General features: G+C 60.6%; 2 protein-coding genes and 1 pseudogene. All 3 read left to right on the top strand.

All coding sequences use genetic code 11. The features are described from left to right. Positions 1-637, top strand: a 637-nt coding sequence (locus tag EAO80_RS18980) for a DNA polymerase domain-containing protein (protein WP_281273065.1), incomplete at its 5' end; no start/stop codon positions are given. 112 nt (positions 638-749) lie between these two features. Continuing rightward, on the top strand, positions 750-1,673 hold the full coding sequence (locus tag EAO80_RS18975; RefSeq protein ID WP_122091383.1) for an ABC transporter ATP-binding protein: 924 nt from the start codon (positions 750-752) through the stop codon (positions 1,671-1,673). Between the two features lie 31 nt (positions 1,674-1,704). Beyond that, positions 1,705-1,893, top strand: a pseudogene (locus tag EAO80_RS18970) (Fe-S cluster assembly protein SufB); the annotation flags it as partial.

Below are 1,893 nucleotides of genomic sequence, written 5' to 3'. Positions count from 1 at the left end.
GAAAAAGCGGTATGCGGGCCACATCATCTGGAAGGAGGGCAAGGACGTCGACGACATCGACATCACGGGCTTCGAGTACAAACGCTCGGACATCGCGCCCATCACCAAGGAGGTTCAGAAGGACGTCATCGAGATGATCGTCCTCGGGGAGGACCTCGCGGAGGTAAAGAGCTACGTCCACGACGTCGTTACCGACTTCCAGGCGGGCGAGATCGACCTCGACCGGATCGCGGTCCCCGGCGGGATCGGGAAGCGACTGGACAACTACGACACCGACACCGCTCAAGTCCGGGGCGCGAAGTACGCGAACCTGCTGTTGGGGACGAACTTCAATCGCGGAAGCAAGCCGAAACTGGTCTACATCAAGAAGGTCCACCCGAAGTTCTTCCGGGGCATCGAAGAAGAGCGGGGTCTCGACCCGCAGCGAAACGCGCTGTATCGCGAGTTCAAGCGCAACCCCGACGTGATCTGTTTCGAGTACGCCGATCAGGTTCCCGAGGAGTTCGAGGTCGATAGGGACGCGATGCTCGAAAAGACCCTCCAGAAACCGATCTCGCGGGTGCTCACCGCGCTCGATATCTCGTGGGACGAGGTGAAGTCGGGCCAACAGCAGACGGGGCTCAGCAGCTTCGTATAGCGGCTGTGTTATGGATATATGAAGGAAAGTTACCGATTCGAAAACCGATTCGGGGGAAGACGAAACCATTATGGACACGACGACCCTCCGTCTAGCCGATTGAGGAGCCACTATGGCAACACTTGAACTGAAAAACCTACACGCGGAAGTGGCGGACGACGACGAGGTAGAGACGATCCTGAACGGTGTGAACCTCGAGGTTCATTCGGGCGAGATCCACGCACTGATGGGACCCAACGGGAGCGGGAAGTCCACGACAGCGAAGGTCATCGCGGGCCACCCGGCTTACGAGGTCACTGAGGGTGAGGTGCTGATCCACCTCGAGGAGGGCGACTTCGGCGAGGACTTCAAGATCCCCGAGGACAAACGAACGTGGAACCTGCTCGAACTCGAACCCAACGAGCGCGCCGCGCTGGGCGTGTTCCTCGGTTTCCAATACCCCGCCGAGATCGAAGGGGTCACGATGTCGAACTTCCTTCGAACGGCGGTCAACGCCAAGTTCGAGGGTCGCAAGGAGCTGTTCGAGGACGAGGAGAGCGAGGAGCCGGAACGCACCGAGTCCGAGGACACCGGTTTCGACACCAGCCCGATGGAGGGCGACGTCGAGGAGGGCGAGATCGACGTCGCCGAGTTCCAGCAGCTCCTCAGCGAAAAGATGGAGATGCTCGATATGGACGAGAAGTTCGCGCGTCGGTACCTCAACGCCGGCTTCTCGGGCGGGGAGAAGAAACAGAACGAGGTGCTGCAGGCCGCTCTCTTGGAACCCTCGATCGCCGTGCTCGACGAGATCGACTCGGGGCTCGACATCGACCGCCTGCAGGACGTCTCGAAGGGGATCAACGCGCTGCGCGACGAGCAGGGTACCGGGATCCTCCAGATCACCCACTACCAGCGGATCCTCGACTACGTCGAGCCCGACCACGTCCACGTGATGCTCGACGGCCAGATCGCAAAGAGCGGCGACGCCTCGCTCGCCGAGAAGCTCGAGGACAAGGGGTACGACTGGATCCGAGAGGACGTCTACCAGACGGCCTGAACCGTACGACAACCACCATTAACACCAACCAATGAGCTCAGAAGAACTCACCAAGAACCAGGAGCGCTTCGACCACAAAAACGAGGAGCGAAGCGCGCTTCGCTCCGGCAAGGGCCTCACCGAAGAGGTCGTCCGCCTCATCAGCGACGACAAAGACGAACCCGACTGGATGCTCGACCGCCGACTGCGCGCCCTCGAGCACTACCAGAACATGCCCCTC

Origin of the sequence: Halalkalicoccus subterraneus (assembly GCF_003697815.1) — an archaeon.
Classification (GTDB): domain Archaea; phylum Halobacteriota; class Halobacteria; order Halobacteriales; family Halalkalicoccaceae; genus Halalkalicoccus; species Halalkalicoccus subterraneus.
Note: the sequence above shows the minus strand (reverse complement) of the source record. Positions and strands in the feature narration are given on the sequence as shown.